The sequence below is a fragment of the Escherichia sp. Lx600-2 genome, assembly GCF_036662595.1.
In the GTDB taxonomy this organism is placed as follows: domain Bacteria; phylum Pseudomonadota; class Gammaproteobacteria; order Enterobacterales; family Enterobacteriaceae; genus Escherichia; species Escherichia coli.
The window spans coordinates 53,514-69,545 of record NZ_JAYQWM010000001.1; the positions used below are offsets into that span (position 1 = coordinate 53,514).

Below are 16,032 nucleotides of genomic sequence, written 5' to 3' on the forward strand. Positions count from 1 at the left end.
GGTACCTCGCCACGCCCCAGGCGTTGAGATATTCGCTAATTATCCTGGTTACAGTGATTTAAGCGCGATGTTCTCATCTGTCAGCTGTTTCGCATCAAACGTTTTGCCGCTCTGGATCCATTTGCGGATTGAGCGAATCTCACGTCCCTGATTCAGCGTTACCGCACCGATAAGCACGCCGTTTTGCAGATTAAACCAAATCGCCTTCTGAGTTTCCGGGTTGCCACGACAAAGCCAGTCATCGCCACGCATATCGCCAATAAACTGTAAGTTATCACTGTACTGATCGCTCCAGAACCACGGCGGCGACAGTAGCGGAAGCGGTAGCCCTAACATTGCGGCAGCGGCAATTTGCGCATGGTTATTGGCGTTTTCCCAGCTTTCGCAGCGGTGTAGTGCACCATTATCAAGACGAGTGATTGCCACATCGCCACCGGCAAAGATCGCGGGATCGCAGGTGCGGCAAGCCTCATCAATGACAATGCCATTGGTAGTATCAAGGTTGGCCTCGCGAGCCAGTTGCTCGTTGGCGCTGATACCAATACCGTAAATCACCACATCGGCCTGAAGCGTCTCGCCACTTTGCAGCGTCAGTTCTACTTTTTCACCATCGACCACATGTTCAATGGCATTATTGAGCAGAATGCGCACACCAGCCTGTTGATGGCGCTGTAAAAGATAGCGTTGCACGGGCGGTGGTGCATTACGGCCCATAACGGTTGCCGCCAGTTCAATCACTGTCACCTTACATCTGCGCTGCGTGGCGCTGGCAGCCAGTTCCAGACCAATAGTTCCGGCACCGACAATTACGACTGACCGTTCTGGCTGCAGAACTTCTCGCAGTCTGGCGGCATCACCGGCATGGCGCAAGGTAAAGCAGCGTTCTCCCAGTGCATCAAGCAACGGCAGCGGTCGAGCTGCCGCGCCGGTTGCTATAAAAAGCTGATCCCAGTGCCAGCTTTCGCCGTTGGCTAACACTAACTCTCGTGTGTCGCGACCCAATGTTTTGATGGTTACACCGGAATGCAGATGAACATTGTTTTCCTGCCACCAGTGAGCGGGTAACACAGACTGCAACTGTGGGGAATCTTCCAGCAACATGAATTTCGAGAGCGGGGGGCGTTCATAAGGAAGATGTTGCTCATCGGAAAACAGATGCAGCTCACCGGTGAACCCTTGCTGGCGTAGCGAGGCCGCAGCCATTGCCGCCGCTTGCCCGCCACCGACAATAATGATCGTTTTTTCTTTCATCGTGCTTCCTTAAAGATCCAGCCCAGCCGCTACGTGGCGAATGCCGCGAATCGCTAAACCCGCATCAGCGTTGATCATCACACCGCTTAATGCGCGATTATTGCGCCGCGATGCCAACATCACATACGGACCCGTAAAATCCGCCGGTTGCGGGAAAAATTGCAGCGGTAAAATGGCGGCAATTTTCTCCGGCGTCAGAGACTGCATTATTGAGGTTTCACTTTGCCCGAGCGCCTGTGGGCCGCGCAGGTCGCTGGCCATACCACACGGGCCGACGCCATTCACCCGCACTTTCGGTGCCAGTTCATAAGCCAGTTGGCGAATAAGTCCGGTTGCGGCATGTTTACTGGCGGTGTACAGCGGGCCACCGCCGCCGGGATACCAGGCGGCATTTGATAGTGTGAAAATCATGCTGCCTTCACCGGCGATTAACGCCGGAGCGCAGGCTTTTGCACCCAGCAGGTAACCGAGTACGTTGACGTTAAACAGCTCGTGGAAGCCGGTTTCGAGCGTCTCTGCGGGAGTATTAACCAGTGAGGCATTGTGATCCCAGATGCCCGCATTGCCGATAAAACAATCCAGCTTGCCGGAACGAGTCAGGATCTGATCGACCGCGCGTTGATAATCGGCATAACAGGTCACGTTGCCTTCCACCGCCAGAATATGTTCACCAAATCGCTGACGCAGACTGGCGACTTTCGCCGCCGACAGTTCCAGCGTGGCAACCTGCGCGCCTTCTTCGATAAATCGCTCGACCAGCGCCAGCCCTAATCCCGATCCGCCGCCGGTAATAAAAATGGACTCGTTATGCAGATCGCTCATGGCTGCGCCTCCGGTAAGTCGATGAAAATGTCACCACCTTCAACGTGTACTGGATAAGTGGTGAGCGGATCGGTGGCGGGCAGGCATAACGCTTTCCCCGTTTTCAGGCAAAAACTGGCGGCGTGTAGCGGGCACTCCACCGTGGCGTCATCTTCCAGATACCCTTCTGACATCGACGCATTACCATGGCTGCAACGATCGTTAATGGCATAAAACTCGCCGCCAACGTTGAACAGGGCGATGACGGGCGAGGTATCGATCCGGAGAGCCTCACCCTCCGGCACATCCGCAACGGGACACGCATAAATTCGATTCATCAGAACAGTACACTCAGGTTATGGGAAGTGATTACCGCTTGATCCAGGACGATATCCCGTTCCAGCAAGCGCCAGTTGTCATCTTCCAGACGGCGAACTTTGTCAAAACGAGTCCCGACATAGAACGTTTCATCGCGCTCTTTTTGTGCCCGATAAAGCAGATAATTCACCCTCACGGCAAATACGTTTGGGATGTCGGTTTCGCTTATCTGGCAGTTGCTGATTAAGTGGCGGGTGCGTGACGGCGGCTCTTCTGCCCATGCCATGCCCGTTTCCAGACGGGCGATTCGCCGCTCCAGCTGGTCTTTGGTGTCATTAAAAATCCAGGTTGTCGGTGGCTGGACGCCTTTGCGACGGTCGCGTGTTTGCGCGTTAACCGTGGTGCGCATGGTGTAACGAATCTCTTCGTCGAGCTGCGCCAGCCAGTCACGAAATTTCCAGTCGTCCAGTAAGCTGGCTTCGTGAAAGAGAAACTGGCTAATGCGGTGATGTAACTCTAGTGAAACTTGCGCACTCATTTCATCACCTCCTGCTGGTAAGCGGCGGTTTTATCGAGCACTTCCTGCCAGCTTTCGCTACTCAGAAGATCGGCCCAGCGTTGGTACATTCCACGAGCGGCAGTTTCTGAAAAGATATAGTTAGTAATGCCAGGAATGCCGTCGTCGCGGCGCTTTTCCTGACCAAGCCCCATTTCCAGACACAGTTTGCTGTTGCGGGCGCGGTGGCCTTTAAGCAATTTCTGGATTTCACACCAGTTCTCCGAGTCATCCTGCTCGAGAAAACCAGCAGGACCAAAAGCACGAGTGGCGCTGTTTTCAAAAGCGGCTTTAACTTCATCGGAGGCGGCTTTGTCAGTAATACAGAACGCCCACACTTCGACTTGATCAGGGCCGCGCGGATGCCAGACGCGGAGCGTGGCAGTGCCGTTGAGCCATGAAAGCGTGGGGAAAATATTGTTATGACCCGCCAGGCGCAGGGCGCGAACTTCACCTAAACGTTGTTCTGCTTCGGCATAGGTTTCGCGGTAATAGCTTGAAACTGCGCCATCGACCCAGACATTAGCATCCGGTTTTTCAGTAAAGAAGAAACCGCTACCGTGACCGTCCTGACCAAATTGCAGCGCATCTTTGGCGGTTTCCCACACCGGGCGGGCGGTTTGTCCATCACCGAGGCGCTTATCGCTGCCATCATCTTTCGCCCCTAATACCTGAACGGCAGAAGCATGGCTGAACAGAGCATGATACTGGTCACTGGCGAACTGCTCTGCCGGGAATTTCCAGTTGCAGTTGATCACCCACTTTTGTACGCCGCCGACAATTTCGGTGCCGCCTTCGCGACGATCCAGCATGCCATCCAGATACCAGGCAATGTCACCCAGGTAATCACGCAGGCCCGGTGCGCTGGTATCCCAGTTGCCAAAAATCAGCCCTTTATAACTCTCCACACAAGGAACTTCGTTTAGCCCCCAGTGGGATTTACACAACCCTTGTGGGTAGGCGCGAGGTTCCAGCGGTACATCGATCAACTCGCCGTTAATGCCATAAGACCAGCCGTGATACGGGCAGGTAAAGGCGCGAGTGTTGCCGCAATCTGCATAACTCACACGCATGGCCCGGTGGCGGCATTGGTTGAGAAACGCCTTGATGCTGCCGTCTTTCTGACGCACCACGACAACTGCATCTTCTCCCATGTAGGTGTTAAAGAAATCACCGGGTTTTGGGATCTGGCTTTCGTGGGCGAGAAATAGCCAGCAACGACCGAAAATACGCTCAAGCTCCAGTTGGTAAATGTCCGGGTCGGTATAAATACGCGGAGTGACCCGACCGTTTTGGGTGTCAATCAGTTGGTAAATGTTCAAATCTGAGGGTGTGGTCATATTTTTTAATCCTGAAAGATAAGATGTATTGACCTTCTATTTTTGTGCCATAAGGATGTTGCTGGTTGGTTGCTAATATGTGAAATAGTTAATTTCTACCAGCTGAGACGTTTTTTCGATAACAAGGGGAAGGTGATGGAACTACGGCATTTACGCTATTTCGTCGCAGTGGCGCAGGCACTGAACTTTACCCGTGCGGCGGAAAAACTGCATACCTCACAGCCTTCGTTAAGCAGCCAGATCCGCGATCTTGAAAACTGTGTCGGTGTTCCGTTACTGGTGAGGGATAAGCGCAAAGTCGCGTTGACGGCGGCGGGAGAATGTTTTCTCCAGGACGCGCTGGCAATCCTCGAACAAGCGGAAAATGCCAAATTACGGGCGCGGAAAATTGTTCAGGAAGACAGACAATTAACCATTGGCTTTGTGCCATCGGCGGAAGTGAATTTACTGCCAAAAGTATTACCGATGTTTCGTCTCAGACAGCCAGACACCTTGATTGAGCTGGTGAGTTTAATCACCACGCAACAGGAGGAAAAAATTCGCCGTGGTGAACTCGACGTCGGCTTAATGCGCCATCCTGTTTATAGCCCGGAGATTGATTATCTGGAGCTTTTTGACGAACCATTAGTGGTGGTGTTACCGGTTGATCACCCTTTAGCACATGAAAAAGAGATCACCGCCGCGCAACTGGATGGCGTGAATTTCGTCAGTACCGATCCGGCGTATTCCGGTTCGCTTGCGCCGATCGTTAAAGCGTGGTTTGCGCAAGAAAATAGCCAGCCAAATATCGTCCAGGTGGCAACGAATATTCTGGTGACCATGAATCTGGTGGGCATGGGGCTGGGCGTCACTTTGATACCCGGTTATATGAATAATTTTAATACCGGGCAGGTTGTTTTTCGTCCCATTGCCGGAAATGTGCCTTCCATTGCTTTACTGATGGCGTGGAAGAAAGGGGAGATGAAGCCGGCATTACGCGATTTCATCGCCATTGTGCAGGAACGTTTGGCAAGCGTAACGGCATAATTACACATTATCTTTGCAACATGCGTCACGGATCGCAGTTTTTGAGTGCTTGTGAACTGGCGTTACAGACATCGGGAAGCAGGCTCGAATATTCTTATTTTTCAACTTGCACCAACATTCGATTAACTCCAGACTAACGCCTCCTGACGGGAGGGACTCATGGTTTTGCAATCCACGCGCTGGTTGGCGCTCGGCTATTTCACATACTTTTTTAGTTACGGCATTTTTCTACCTTTCTGGAGCGTCTGGCTTAAAGGGATTGGTTTAACGCCAGAAACCATCGGCCTGTTATTGGGGGCAGGTCTGGTTGCCCGTTTTCTCGGGAGTTTGCTCATCGCGCCCCGCGTCAGCGATCCTTCCCGCCTGATTTCCGCCTTGCGCGTGCTGGCAGTGCTGACACTTATCTTTGCTGTCGCCTTCTGGGCGGGGGCGCACGTAGCGTGGCTGATGCTGGTGATGATTGGCTTTAACCTCTTTTTCTCACCGCTGGTACCGTTGACCGATGCACTGGCGAATACGTGGCAAAAGCAGTTCCCGCTTGATTACGGCAAAGTGCGACTGTGGGGCTCGGTGGCGTTTGTCATTGGCTCGGCGCTGACGGGCAAACTGGTCACTATGTTTGATTATCGGGTGATCCTCGTGCTGTTGACGTTGGGCGTGGCATCCATGCTGCTCGGCTTTCTCATCCGTCCGACGATTCAGCCACAAGGGGCAAGCCGCCAACAGGAGAGCACCGGTTGGTCAGCGTGGTTGGCGCTGGTTCGCCAGAACTGGCGCTTTCTGGCCTGCGTTTGTTTATTGCAGGGGGCGCATGCGGCCTATTACGGTTTTAGCGCCATTTACTGGCAGGCAGCTGGCTACTCGGCCTCGGCGGTGGGGTATTTGTGGTCGCTGGGCGTGGTGGCGGAAGTCATTATCTTTGCACTGAGTAATAAACTTTTCCGCCGTTGTAGTGCACGCGATATGCTGTTGATCTCGGCGATTTGCGGCGTAGTGCGCTGGGGCATTATGGGAGCAACTACGGCGTTGCCGTGGTTGATAGTGGTGCAAATTCTGCATTGCGGCACCTTCACGGTCTGCCACCTGGCCGCCATGCGCTATATTGCCGCTCGCCAGGGTAGCGAAGTCATCCGTTTACAGGCGGTTTACTCTGCCGTCGCGATGGGCGGCAGTATCGCTATCATGACCGTTTTCGCCGGTTTCCTGTATCAATATCTGGGCCACGGCGTGTTCTGGGTGATGGCGCTGGTGGCGTTTCCGGCAATGTTTTTGCGCCCGAAAGTTGTTCCCTCATGCTGATTCGAGCATTTTGCGGATCTGCTCCTGTTGATGTGTTGTCAGTGTCAGGTCCGTATAGATCAGCGGTGGTGAAAAGAGCGGTAACGGCATGTTATAAGGAGCAATAATCAGTGCCGCGCCACGCGGAGCGCCTGTCTGCAAAAATGCCTTTACCGACATATGTTTAATGTTGAGCGGCAGTAACGTTAATTCGCGTAACTGCTGCTCAATCTGCGCTTCTCGCTCGCTATCATTCCCGGTCAGTAGAATAATCTGTTTTTCATGCAGATCGTTTTCCTGCATTAGCCAGGCACCGAAAATCACCGCGACCAGACCACTTTCCTCATCAGAAAGATGGACGCCGTATTCACTTTCAAATCCGGCCAGCGCCGCGCGGGTGGTGCGTACCAGGCGTGGATACAGTCTGGCGAACTCTTCCGGTAGGGTATTATCAATACCGATGGCAAACAAACTGCGATTTAACGCCTGGGCGAGGTGGGTATAAAGCTGATCACATAACCCCTGTTCATCATAAAAACGAACATTTCCCAGCTCACGAAAATGGTTTACCAGACGTTTGATAGACTGACGCAATTGTCTGTCCCGCTGATGCGCATCCCGCAAGGGATCGGGAACCCGCAACATGGAAAAAAGTAGTGCCATAAACAGTGGCTCATCAGGTGGTACAGGCTGGAGCGCCCGACGCTGCCAGTGGCGTCCAATTTCCTGTGCTACCTGAAATTCAAGGCAGGATTCCGCCCAGCGACGTTGGAGCGGATTAAACTGAGGCGTAATTCCAGCGTGGTGCTGCAGCAAACAATATTGCAGATACAGACACAGGAAATGAATATCGCGCGATTCAAAGCGTTTTTGCAGCCGTCGGGAGCAGAGATTCACTAACGCTTGTAGATTGGTATCGTCGTAAAAGTTACGCGCAATTCCGCGCCGCTTCAGTTCACTCTTCAGGGCGGGGGTGAATTGGCTGGTAATAAATGACGGACACAGACGGAAACCACGTCGTAGCCAGTGAAATAAACACAAACGTTGGTTAAGCACTGTACCTTCAACCCGGTAGCTACCGTCATAACCAGTCGTCAGTGTGAGTTGATGATAGCGCAGGATCTCCCGTCCTGTTTCGCTGATATCAAGACTGGCAATATCATCATCCACACCATTAAGCTCGCTGAAGGTTGCCATGGTGGCGGTCAACCCCGGCTGAAAGAGCGTCAGCAAGATCTGGCAGCGGCGCTGGGGAGCCGAAAGGACAGATGGTGGAGCAAGCGTAGGCATCATCTGTAGATCTCCCATAAGCATAATTGATAAGAATAGCTAAAGTTTGCTCAGGGAAATGGCGAAGGGAATGCTAATCATCAGAAATGTTGGCAAGCGTCACAGAATTTTTCTCATCTTAAACTGTTCTGACCAGTGGGTTAGCATGTCTTAAGGTGGTTTTGTGAATGATTATCGTGCTAGCGATCATGGGTTAGTTCTGCGGATTCAACGCGCTAAGGATAAAGTCCACCATCTGTTCGCGATAAACATCGCCGTGACGATCGGAAAAAGCATCAATGTGTTCGCCATCCGGGATTAGGATCAACCGTTTTGGCTCTTTTGCCAGGCTATACAACTTTTCGCTGTGCTGCCATGGGATAACGTGATCAGCTTTACCGTGAATGAGTAAAAGCGGGATCGGGCTGACGCTGGCGATGTAATTTTCGCCGCTGTAACTCTCATCAAGTAAGTAGCCACTGCCGGGGATCATCTGGTTGGCGATGGTTGCATAAGAGGCAAATGTGGAGTCGAGGATCACCGCACGTATGCCTTCACGATCACCCTGACCAATAACAGCAAGAATATTCGCCCCGCCAATACTCTGCCCGAACAGCACCAGCCGTTGTGGGTTTACATCACTGCGATGGCGCACCACATTGATGGCGCTTTGCGTATCGTCCAGCAATCCGGCCTGGGACGGCGTGCCTTTTGATTTACCAAAACCGCGATAATCAAACATAAAAACGTTGAAATTACGCTCGGGTAACCAACTGACCAGCGGCCAGTGGGCGGACATATTTCCGGCATTGCCGTGAGCATGAATGATGGTTGCGATGGCGTTGTCAGCAGGGCCCGTCGAAGAAGGGATAAACCAGCCTTGCAGACGAGTACCGTCCTTAGCCGTAAATTCGACGGATTCCGCCGACCAGGGGTCGGGACCGTAAATTTTATCGTCAGGATAATAGAAGAAGTTGATGGCAACGCGCGGCACTAAATAAACGCAGAAGGCAACAACAAAGAGAATAAACAGAATTTTGGGAACGCGTTTGTTCACTGGCAGTGCCATAACCTTTCCTTGCGACTTCTTTATCATCCATTAATCGGGGAAAGATGGTGGGAGAGTGACGAAAGAAAGTAAAGCGGTGAGGAAGTATTTCGGAATAGCGCCTGAAAGGCGAGGGCGGGTGAGTGATATCACCCGCCTGAGTCATTAACGCTTCAGAGCGTCGCTTAACTCGTCACGCATGTTCGCCAGCATGGCTTTAACAACACGCGGGTTACCAGCAACGATGTTACCGGTCAGCATATAGTTATGACCACCGGTGAAGTCGCTGACGATGCCGCCCGCTTCACGAACCAGCAGCTCGCCTGCAGCGAAGTCCCACGGGCGCAGACCGATTTCAAAGAAACCGTCAACACGACCCGCAGCGACGTAAGCCAGATCCAGCGCCGCAGAACCGGTACGACGGAAGTCTGCACATTCGTTGAACAGTTTGCCGACGATGTTGATGTAGGTAGTGGCGTACTGTTTTGCTTTGAACGGGAAGCCGGTCGCCAGAATAGTACCGTCGAGATCGCGAGCGGTGCTGCCGCGCAGACGGTAGCCGTTCAGCTGTGCTCCCTGACCGCGAGTGGCGGTGAACAGTTCGTTACGCATAGGATCGTATACCACAGCAACTTCGGTGCGGCCTTTGATACGAACGGCGATAGATACCGCGAAGTGCGGCAGACGTTTGATAAAGTTGGTAGTGCCATCCAGTGGATCGATAACCCATTGAACATCCTGATCAGTACCTTCAAGTTCACCGCTTTCTTCGGTGATGATGGTGTGCTGTGGGTAAGATTTACGAATCGTGTCGATAATCACCGCTTCGGCAGCTTTATCTACGTTGGTCACGAAATCGTTACTGCCTTTCTGGCTCGCTTCTACAGCGTCCGGGGTTTCATAGTTTTTGGCAATTAAATTACCCGCCTTGCGCGCTGCGCGCACGGCGATGTTCAGCATCGGATGCATCGGTCTCTCTCACTGGATGTTAAAGAACGGGAAAACGGCGCAGAGTATAGCAGCGAGATCGGCATCTGTCTTCGTTTTATGATAAGATGCGCGAATAATCTTTAGACGAAGAAAGACAATGCTGCAAAATATTCGAATTGTGCTGGTGGAGACGTCACACACCGGCAATATGGGTTCTGTTGCCCGTGCCATGAAAACAATGGGATTAACCAATCTGTGGCTGGTTAATCCACTGGTGAAACCTGACTCCCAGGCGATTGCCCTGGCGGCGGGGGCCAGCGATGTGATTGGTAATGCTCACATCGTCGATACGCTCGACGAAGCGTTAGCCGGTTGTAGCCTGGTGGTGGGCACCAGCGCACGTTCCCGCACGCTGCCGTGGCCGATGCTCGACCCGCGCGAATGCGGTCTGAAAAGCGTCGCTGAAGCGGCAAATACCCCGGTGGCGCTGGTGTTTGGTCGCGAACGTGTCGGCCTGACCAATGAAGAGTTGCAGAAGTGTCATTATCATGTCGCGATTGCGGCAAACCCGGAATACAGCTCGCTGAACCTGGCGATGGCGGTTCAGGTTATTGCCTATGAAGTGCGTATGGCCTGGCTGGCAACTCAGGAAAATGGCGAGCAGGTCGAGCATGAAGAGACGCCGTATCCGCTGGTCGATGATCTGGAGCGTTTTTATGGTCATCTGGAACAAACGCTGCTGGCAACCGGTTTTATCCGTGAAAACCATCCGGGGCAGGTGATGAATAAATTGCGCCGTCTGTTTACCCGTGCGCGCCCGGAAAGCCAGGAATTGAATATCCTGCGCGGGATTCTGGCTTCTATAGAGCAGCAGAATAAAGGTAATAAGGCCGAATAACAGTGGTTGCCTGATGCGATGCTTAACGCGTCTTATCAGGCCTGTAAGTGCACGGAATCCCAGGTCGGATAAGGTGTTCACACCGCATCCGACAACAGGTACAAACGCCACGATAAAAAAATGGCACTGAAGGTTAAATACCCGACTAAATCAGTCAAGTAAATAGTTGACCAATTTACTCGGGAATGTCAGACTTGACCCTGCTATGCAATACCCCCACTTTTACAATAAAAAACCCCGGGCAGGGGCGAGTTTGAGGTGAAGTAAGACATGAGACTGACATCTAAAGGGCGCTATGCCGTGACCGCAATGCTTGACGTTGCGCTCAACTCTGAAGCGGGCCCGGTACCGTTGGCTGATATTTCCGAACGTCAGGGAATTTCCCTTTCTTATCTGGAACAACTGTTTTCCCGTCTGCGTAAAAATGGTCTGGTTTCCAGCGTACGTGGACCAGGCGGTGGTTATCTGTTAGGCAAAGATGCCAGCAGCATCGCCGTTGGCGAAGTGATTAGCGCCGTTGACGAATCTGTAGATGCCACCCGTTGTCAGGGTAAAGGCGGCTGCCAGGGCGGCGATAAATGCCTGACCCACGCGCTGTGGCGTGATTTGAGCGACCGTCTCACCGGTTTTCTCAACAACATTACTTTAGGCGAACTGGTTAATAACCAGGAAGTGCTGGATGTGTCTGGACGTCAGCATACTCACGACGCGCCACGCACCCGCACACAAGACGCGATCGACGTTAAGTTACGCGCTTAATAAAAAGAATTCAGAATCAGGCCGGAGTGCTAAATACTCCGTAAACACGGTCGTACATCCAGCCGGTAGCCTGGTTCCTTGCATTGAGTGATGTACGGAGTTTATAGAGCAATGAAATTACCGATTTATCTCGACTACTCCGCAACCACGCCGGTGGACCCGCGTGTTGCCGAGAAAATGATGCAGTTTATGACGATGGACGGAACCTTTGGTAACCCGGCCTCCCGTTCTCACCGTTTCGGCTGGCAGGCTGAAGAAGCGGTAGATATCGCCCGTAATCAGATTGCCGATCTGGTCGGCGCTGATCCGCGTGAAATCGTCTTTACCTCTGGTGCAACCGAATCTGACAACCTGGCGATCAAAGGTGCAGCCAACTTTTATCAGAAAAAAGGCAAGCACATCATCACCAGCAAAACCGAACATAAAGCGGTACTGGATACCTGCCGTCAGCTGGAGCGCGAAGGTTTCGAAGTCACCTACCTGGCACCGCAGCGTAACGGCATTATCGACCTGAAAGAACTTGAAGCAGCGATGCGTGACGACACCATCCTTGTTTCCATCATGCACGTAAATAACGAAATCGGCGTGGTGCAGGATATCGCGGCTATCGGCGAAATGTGCCGTGCTCGTGGCATTATCTATCACGTTGATGCAACCCAGAGCGTGGGCAAACTGCCTATCGACCTGAGCCAGTTGAAAGTTGACCTGATGTCTTTCTCCGGTCACAAAATCTATGGCCCGAAAGGTATCGGTGCGCTGTATGTGCGTCGTAAACCGCGCGTACGCATCGAAGCGCAAATGCACGGCGGTGGTCACGAGCGCGGTATGCGTTCCGGCACTCTGCCTGTTCACCAGATCGTCGGAATGGGCGAAGCCTATCGCATCGCAAAAGAAGAGATGGCGACCGAGATGGAACGTCTGCGCGGCCTGCGTAACCGTCTGTGGAACGGCATCAAAGATATCGAAGAAGTTTACCTGAACGGTGACCTGGAACACGGTGCGCCGAACATTCTCAACGTCAGCTTCAACTACGTTGAAGGTGAGTCGCTGATTATGGCGCTGAAAGACCTCGCGGTTTCTTCCGGTTCCGCCTGTACGTCAGCAAGCCTCGAACCGTCCTACGTGCTGCGCGCGCTGGGGCTGAACGACGAGCTGGCACATAGCTCTATCCGTTTCTCTTTAGGTCGTTTTACTACTGAAGAAGAGATCGACTACACCATCGAGTTAGTTCGTAAATCCATCGGTCGTCTGCGTGACCTTTCTCCGCTGTGGGAAATGTACAAGCAGGGCGTGGATCTGAACAGCATCGAATGGGCTCATCATTAATCGGTATCGGAATCAGGAGAATTTATAATGGCTTACAGCGAAAAAGTTATCGACCATTACGAGAATCCGCGTAACGTGGGTTCCTTTGACAACAACGACGAGAACATCGGCAGCGGCATGGTGGGTGCACCGGCCTGTGGCGACGTGATGAAGTTGCAGATTAAAGTCAACGATGAAGGTATCATTGAAGACGCGCGTTTTAAAACTTACGGCTGCGGTTCCGCTATCGCTTCCAGCTCCCTGGTCACCGAATGGGTGAAAGGGAAGTCTCTCGACGAAGCGCAGGCGATCAAAAACACCGATATTGCTGAAGAACTTGAACTGCCGCCGGTGAAAATTCACTGTTCTATTCTGGCAGAAGACGCGATCAAAGCCGCCATTGCGGACTATAAAAGCAAACGTGAAGCAAAATAAGAGTTGAGGTTTGGTTATGTCGATTACACTGAGCGACAGTGCAGCAGCGCGAGTAAATACCTTTCTGGCTAACCGCGGCAAAGGGTTTGGCCTGCGTCTGGGCGTGAGAACCTCCGGATGTTCAGGTATGGCTTATGTACTGGAATTTGTTGACGAACCGACGCCGGAAGACATCGTGTTTGAAGACAAAGGCGTGAAAGTCGTGGTCGATGGCAAAAGCCTGCAATTTCTGGACGGTACGCAGCTGGACTTCGTAAAAGAAGGCCTGAACGAAGGGTTTAAATTCACCAACCCGAACGTTAAAGATGAGTGTGGTTGCGGCGAAAGCTTCCACGTTTGATGCGCATACCGATAACCCCACCGTGGTCGCCTGCGCGTGGGGTTTGTTTTACCTGATTCGCCGTTATCGCGGCGGATCGCAGCCCTGAGAATGTTATGGATTACTTCACCCTCTTTGGCTTGCCTGCCCGTTATCAACTCGATACCCAGGCGCTGAGCCTGCGTTTTCAGGATCTACAACGTCAGTATCATCCTGATAAATTCGCCAGCGGAAGCCAGGCGGAACAACTCGCCGCCGTACAGCAATCTGCAACCATTAACCAGGCCTGGCAAACGCTGCGTCATCCGTTAATGCGCGCGGAATATTTGCTTTCTTTGCACGGCTTTGATCTCGCCAGCGAGCAGCATACTGTGCGCGACACCGCGTTCCTGATGGAACAGTTGGAGCTGCGCGAAGAGCTGGACGAGATCGAACAGGCGAAAGATGAAGCGCGGCTGGAAAGCTTTATCAAACGTGTGAAAAAGATGTTTGATACCCGCCATCAGTTGATGGTTGAACAGTTAGACAACGAGACCTGGGACGCGGCGGCGGATACCGTGCGTAAGCTGCGTTTTCTCGATAAACTGCGAAGCAGTGCCGAACAACTCGAAGAAAAACTGCTCGATTTTTAATTTCTGGAAGCTAAACATGGCCTTATTACAAATTAGTGAACCTGGTTTGAGTGCTGCGCCGCATCAGCGTCGTCTGGCGGCCGGTATTGACCTGGGCACAACCAACTCGCTGGTGGCGACAGTGCGCAGCGGTCAGGCCGAAACGTTAGCCGACCATGAAGGCCGTCACCTGCTGCCATCTGTTGTTCACTATCAACAGCAAGGGCATTCGGTGGGTTATGACGCGCGTACTAATGCAGCGCTCGATACCGCCAACACAATTAGTTCTGTTAAACGCCTGATGGGACGCTCGCTGGCTGATATCCAGCAACGCTATCCGCATCTGCCTTATCAATTCCAGGCCAGCGAAAACGGCCTGCCGATGATTGAAACGGCGGCGGGGCTGCTGAACCCGGTGCGCGTTTCTGCGGACATCCTCAAAGCACTGGCGGCGCGGGCAACTGAAGCCCTGGCAGGCGAGCTGGATGGTGTAGTTATCACCGTTCCGGCGTACTTTGACGATGCCCAGCGTCAGGGCACCAAAGACGCGGCGCGTCTGGCGGGCCTTCACGTCCTGCGCTTACTTAACGAACCGACCGCTGCGGCTATCGCCTACGGGCTGGATTCCGGTCAGGAAGGCGTGATCGCCGTTTATGACCTCGGTGGCGGGACGTTTGATATTTCCATTCTGCGCTTAAGTCGCGGCGTGTTTGAAGTGCTGGCAACCGGCGGTGATTCCGCGCTCGGCGGCGATGATTTCGACCATCTGCTGGCGGATTACATTCGCGAGCAGGCGGGCATTCCTGATCGTAGCGATAACCGCGTTCAGCGTGAACTGCTGGATGCCGCCATTGCAGCCAAAATCGCGCTGAGCGATGCGGACTCCGTGACCGTTAACGTTGCGGGCTGGCAGGGCGAAATCAGCCGTGAACAATTCAATGAACTGATCGCGCCACTGGTAAAACGAACCTTATTGGCTTGTCGTCGCGCGCTGAAAGACGCGGGTGTAGAAGCTGATGAAGTGCTGGAAGTGGTGATGGTGGGCGGTTCTACTCGCGTGCCGCTGGTGCGTGAACGGGTAGGCGAATTTTTCGGTCGTCCACCGCTGACTTCCATCGACCCGGATAAAGTCGTCGCTATTGGCGCGGCGATTCAGGCGGATATTCTGGTGGGTAACAAGCCAGACAGCGAAATGCTGTTGCTTGATGTGATCCCACTGTCGCTGGGCCTCGAAACGATGGGCGGCCTGGTGGAGAAAGTGATTCCGCGTAATACCACTATTCCAGTGGCCCGCGCTCAGGATTTCACCACCTTTAAAGATGGTCAGACGGCGATGTCTATCCATGTAATGCAGGGTGAGCGCGAACTGGTGCAGGACTGCCGCTCACTGGCGCGTTTTGCGCTGCGTGGTATTCCGGCGCTACCGGCTGGCGGTGCGCATATTCGCGTGACGTTCCAGGTCGATGCCGACGGTCTTTTGAGCGTGACGGCGATGGAGAAATCCACCGGCGTTGAGGCGTCTATTCAGGTCAAACCGTCTTACGGTCTGACCGATAGCGAAATCGCTTCGATGATCAAAGACTCAATGAGCTATGCCGAGCAGGACGTAAAAGCCCGAATGCTGGCAGAACAAAAAGTAGAAGCGGCGCGTGTGCTGGAAAGTCTGCACGGCGCGCTGGCTGCTGATGCCGCGCTGTTAAGCGCCGCAGAACGTCAGGTCATTGACGATGCTGCCGCTCACCTGAGTGAAGTGGCGCAGGGCGATGACGTTGACGCCATCGAACAAGCGATTAAAAACGTAGACAAACAAACCCAGGATTTCGCCGCTCGCCGCATGGACCAGTCGGTTCGTCGTGCGCTGAAAGGCCATTCCGTGGACGAGGTTTAA

Annotated in this window: 17 protein-coding genes; 9 read left to right on the forward strand and 8 right to left on the reverse strand. The window is 53.1% G+C overall.

Features of this window, described 5'->3' with window-relative positions; genetic code table 11:
* Positions 1 to 48: 48 nt before the first annotated feature.
* From hcaD to hcaE, 5 genes are read right to left on the reverse strand one after another with little or no spacing between them, the layout of a single operon-like run.
* A complete protein-coding gene (hcaD, locus tag OQV04_RS00255) occupies positions 49 to 1,251 on the reverse strand; it encodes a phenylpropionate dioxygenase ferredoxin reductase subunit (protein WP_032281435.1) in 1,203 nt (400 codons plus the stop codon).
* A gap of 9 nt (positions 1,252 to 1,260) precedes the next feature.
* On the reverse strand, positions 1,261 to 2,073 hold the full coding sequence (hcaB, locus tag OQV04_RS00260) for a 3-phenylpropionate-dihydrodiol/cinnamic acid-dihydrodiol dehydrogenase (RefSeq protein ID WP_001281372.1): 813 nt from the start codon (positions 2,071 to 2,073) through the stop codon (positions 1,261 to 1,263).
* A complete protein-coding gene (locus OQV04_RS00265; RefSeq protein ID WP_001080102.1) occupies positions 2,070 to 2,390 on the reverse strand; it encodes a bifunctional 3-phenylpropionate/cinnamic acid dioxygenase ferredoxin subunit in 321 nt (106 codons plus the stop codon). Before OQV04_RS00265 ends, hcaB begins: the two co-directional genes overlap by 4 nt.
* Complete coding sequence (gene hcaF, locus OQV04_RS00270; protein WP_001276072.1) at positions 2,390 to 2,908, reverse strand: 3-phenylpropionate/cinnamic acid dioxygenase subunit beta; 519 nt, start codon at positions 2,906 to 2,908, stop codon at positions 2,390 to 2,392. The genes OQV04_RS00265 and hcaF overlap by 1 nt, the downstream gene beginning before the upstream one ends.
* Positions 2,905 to 4,266, reverse strand: a complete 1,362-nt coding sequence (hcaE, locus tag OQV04_RS00275) for a 3-phenylpropionate/cinnamic acid dioxygenase subunit alpha (RefSeq protein ID WP_000211172.1) — start codon at positions 4,264 to 4,266, stop codon at positions 2,905 to 2,907. The genes hcaF and hcaE overlap by 4 nt, the downstream gene beginning before the upstream one ends.
* 135 nt (positions 4,267 to 4,401) lie before the next feature.
* On the opposite strand from hcaE, the gene hcaR reads away from it, so the two are divergent.
* Positions 4,402 to 5,292 (forward strand): DNA-binding transcriptional regulator HcaR, encoded by an 891-nt coding sequence (gene hcaR / locus OQV04_RS00280; protein ID WP_000423257.1) that lies wholly within the window; start codon positions 4,402 to 4,404, stop codon positions 5,290 to 5,292.
* A gap of 159 nt (positions 5,293 to 5,451) precedes the next feature.
* Entirely contained in the window at positions 5,452 to 6,591 is a 1,140-nt protein-coding gene (locus tag OQV04_RS00285; RefSeq protein ID WP_032281434.1) for a 3-phenylpropionate MFS transporter, read from the forward strand.
* Here the strand turns inward: OQV04_RS00285 and csiE are convergent.
* The 3 genes from csiE to suhB all read right to left on the reverse strand — a co-directional run bounded on the left by csiE (position 6,583) and on the right by suhB (position 9,856).
* Complete coding sequence (gene csiE / locus OQV04_RS00290) at positions 6,583 to 7,863, reverse strand: stationary phase inducible protein CsiE (protein WP_274446508.1); 1,281 nt, start codon at positions 7,861 to 7,863, stop codon at positions 6,583 to 6,585. The genes OQV04_RS00285 and csiE overlap by 9 nt on opposite strands.
* 190 nt (positions 7,864 to 8,053) lie before the next feature.
* Entirely contained in the window at positions 8,054 to 8,908 is an 855-nt protein-coding gene (locus OQV04_RS00295; RefSeq protein WP_001299515.1) for an alpha/beta hydrolase, read from the reverse strand.
* Positions 8,909 to 9,052: 144 nt separating this feature from the next.
* Positions 9,053 to 9,856 carry an inositol-1-monophosphatase gene (suhB, locus tag OQV04_RS00300; RefSeq protein WP_000553451.1) on the reverse strand — a complete coding sequence of 268 codons (804 nt, stop codon included), beginning with the start codon at positions 9,854 to 9,856 and terminating at the stop codon, positions 9,053 to 9,055.
* Between the two features lie 118 nt (positions 9,857 to 9,974).
* On the opposite strand from suhB, the gene trmJ reads away from it, so the two are divergent.
* The 7 genes from trmJ (at position 9,975) to hscA (ending at position 16,032) form a co-directional block, all read left to right on the forward strand.
* Entirely contained in the window at positions 9,975 to 10,715 is a 741-nt protein-coding gene (trmJ, locus tag OQV04_RS00305; protein WP_000940019.1) for a tRNA (cytosine(32)/uridine(32)-2'-O)-methyltransferase TrmJ, read from the forward strand.
* Between the two features lie 270 nt (positions 10,716 to 10,985).
* Entirely contained in the window at positions 10,986 to 11,474 is a 489-nt protein-coding gene (gene iscR / locus OQV04_RS00310; protein ID WP_001241357.1) for a Fe-S cluster assembly transcriptional regulator IscR, read from the forward strand.
* A 111-nt stretch (positions 11,475 to 11,585) separates the two neighbouring features.
* Complete coding sequence (iscS, locus tag OQV04_RS00315; protein WP_001295373.1) at positions 11,586 to 12,800, forward strand: cysteine desulfurase; 1,215 nt, start codon at positions 11,586 to 11,588, stop codon at positions 12,798 to 12,800.
* 27 nt (positions 12,801 to 12,827) lie between these two features.
* Positions 12,828 to 13,214 carry a Fe-S cluster assembly scaffold IscU gene (iscU, locus tag OQV04_RS00320; RefSeq protein WP_032281433.1) on the forward strand — a complete coding sequence of 129 codons (387 nt, stop codon included), beginning with the start codon at positions 12,828 to 12,830 and terminating at the stop codon, positions 13,212 to 13,214.
* A 16-nt stretch (positions 13,215 to 13,230) separates the two neighbouring features.
* Positions 13,231 to 13,554: an iron-sulfur cluster assembly protein IscA gene (gene iscA / locus OQV04_RS00325; RefSeq protein WP_000028953.1), complete on the forward strand. Its 324-nt coding sequence runs from the start codon at positions 13,231 to 13,233 to the stop codon at positions 13,552 to 13,554.
* Between the two features lie 95 nt (positions 13,555 to 13,649).
* A complete protein-coding gene (gene hscB / locus OQV04_RS00330) occupies positions 13,650 to 14,165 on the forward strand; it encodes a co-chaperone HscB (protein WP_000384413.1) in 516 nt (171 codons plus the stop codon).
* Positions 14,166 to 14,181: 16 nt separating this feature from the next.
* Positions 14,182 to 16,032: a Fe-S protein assembly chaperone HscA gene (hscA, locus tag OQV04_RS00335; RefSeq protein ID WP_001196613.1), complete on the forward strand. Its 1,851-nt coding sequence runs from the start codon at positions 14,182 to 14,184 to the stop codon at positions 16,030 to 16,032.